Annotated in this window: 1 protein-coding gene; it reads left to right on the top strand. The window is 33.5% G+C overall.

Annotated features, from left to right (window positions below; all coding sequences use genetic code 11):
- Positions 1-305: 305 nt before the first annotated feature.
- A complete protein-coding gene (locus SFT90_07975; GenBank protein ID MDX1950412.1) occupies positions 306-1862 on the top strand; it encodes an IS1634 family transposase in 1557 nt (518 codons plus the stop codon).
- Positions 1863-1922 lie beyond the last annotated feature (60 nt).

Raw genomic sequence — 1922 nt, 5'->3', positions numbered from 1 at the left:
CCTTTAGCCTCTTATCGAAATCACTTTCAAATTTCTGATCTGCAACTTCTTGAAATTTCTTGAATTCTGCTTCTGCTAAAGATTTAGCAATTTCGGCTGAGATTTTACCGTTATCTTGCAAAATTTCTTTTTCCCAACTTGAGCAAACACTTTTATCAATTTCCCCGGATCCAGTATAATCAACCCTTTCAAGAGTTTTATTTCCTAAAATCCCGCACTAGGGGTGAATTTTTTGTAAAAATTGAGTAAAAAAGTTGGATTTTTTAATTAAAATTTTTTGTTTTAAATTTTAATTAACAAATCTGATGTCAACTTACAAAGTCAGAACTATCAAAACCACATCAGGTGCAGCAGCAGTTCAGGTGGTGGAATATTTTAATAATAAGAGGAATGTAGTATTTCATTTGGGTAGCGCTTCTAACCAGGAAGATTTGGAGCGTTTAAAAGATGCTGCTTTAAAATGGATTGATAAGAACGATCCTCAAGGCTCATTATTTCCATTATCAAAAAGGCAAGATGCCGGATCCGTGGCGGTTTTTGATAAATGCGAGTATTTGGGTTTTAAATATCAATTACTTTACGACATACTTTGGAACTTGGCGGTTAAGTTCAAATTTCATCTTTTAGCAGATTCTAAAATTTTAAATGATTTAGTGATTGCTAGGTTAGTTCATCCATGTTCCAAGGCTGAAACATTTGAATTTATCTCAGATTTTTTTGGTATCAATCATAGCAGAAGAGATTTTTATCGAACATTGAGCAATCTTTTGCCTTTAAAAGACGAGGTGGAAAGGAAAGCCATTTATGTGGCTAAAAAATATTTTGATTTTAGTTTTAACATTGTTTTTTACGATCTCACCACTCTTTACTTTGAGAGTTTTGAAACTGACGAATTAAGAAGAATAGGCTTTAGCAAAGACAATAAAGCCAGCAACCCACAAATAATGATCGGGCTTTTGGTTAATAATTCCGGCTTTCCGGTTTCCTATCAGGTCTTTCCGGGAAATAAATTTGAAGGCAATACAATAGAGCCAGCAATTGTCTCGCTCAAAAAGAAATACAAAATAAAACAGCTCACCATCGTTGCTGACTCTGCAATGATAAGTGAGAAAAATATTACACTTCTTAAAAACAATAATCTTGATTACATCGTTGGTGCCAGAATGGCGAATTTACAACTTCCAACAATTCAAAGAATATCACAGGATTTAAAGCAAGAAGATAATAAAACTGTTCGAATTACGATAGAAGGCAAAGATGATCTGGTCTGCCACTTCAGTCAAAAAAGATACAATAAGGACAAAAGAGAGCTGGAAAAACAAATAGAAAGAGCTGAGGAAATATTAAAAACCCCCAGCAAAGCTGAGATTATTAAAAGGGCTAAATTCTTAATCAGATCGGGCAGCAAGAATGATCAAAATAAAGAAGAAAGAAAATTTGAACTTAATCAAAAATTAGTTGTTAAAGCTAAGCTTCTGCTTGGAATTAAAGGTTATTTTACCAGCCACAAAACAACCAGCAGCAACAAAAATAATTCTAAAAATAACAACATCGAAATAGTTAACAAATACAAGCAACTTTGGAATGTTGAACGATCCTTCAAAATCTCCAAATCCGACCTCAAAGCCAGACCAATCTTCCACAACAAAGAACAAGCCATCAAAACCCACATCCTCATCTGCTTTATGGCACTTGCTATTGCCAAATACATCGAAATTAAAACACACAAATCGATCAAATCTGTAATCAAAGAGCTAAAAAGAGTAACTGATGCCAGAATTTATGACAAAATTAACAAAAGAGAATTTGTAATGAGATCAAAAATGAATGATGAAGTTAAGAAAATCTTAGAAATGATTTGACCGCACTAGTTTGCTCAAGTTGGGAAGGATTTAGTTGGCAGAGATTTATCTAGATATTTC

This window comes from Rickettsiales bacterium, assembly GCA_033762595.1.
In the GTDB taxonomy this organism is placed as follows: domain Bacteria; phylum Pseudomonadota; class Alphaproteobacteria; order Rickettsiales; family UBA8987; genus JANPLD01.
Note: the sequence above shows the minus strand (reverse complement) of the source record. Positions and strands in the feature narration are given on the sequence as shown.

Excerpts from the sequence above, each read along its gene's own strand:
- SFT90_07975 (MDX1950412.1), top strand. The coding sequence starts at position 306 with ATGTCAACTTACAAAGTCAGAACTATCAAAACCACATCAGGTGCAGCA.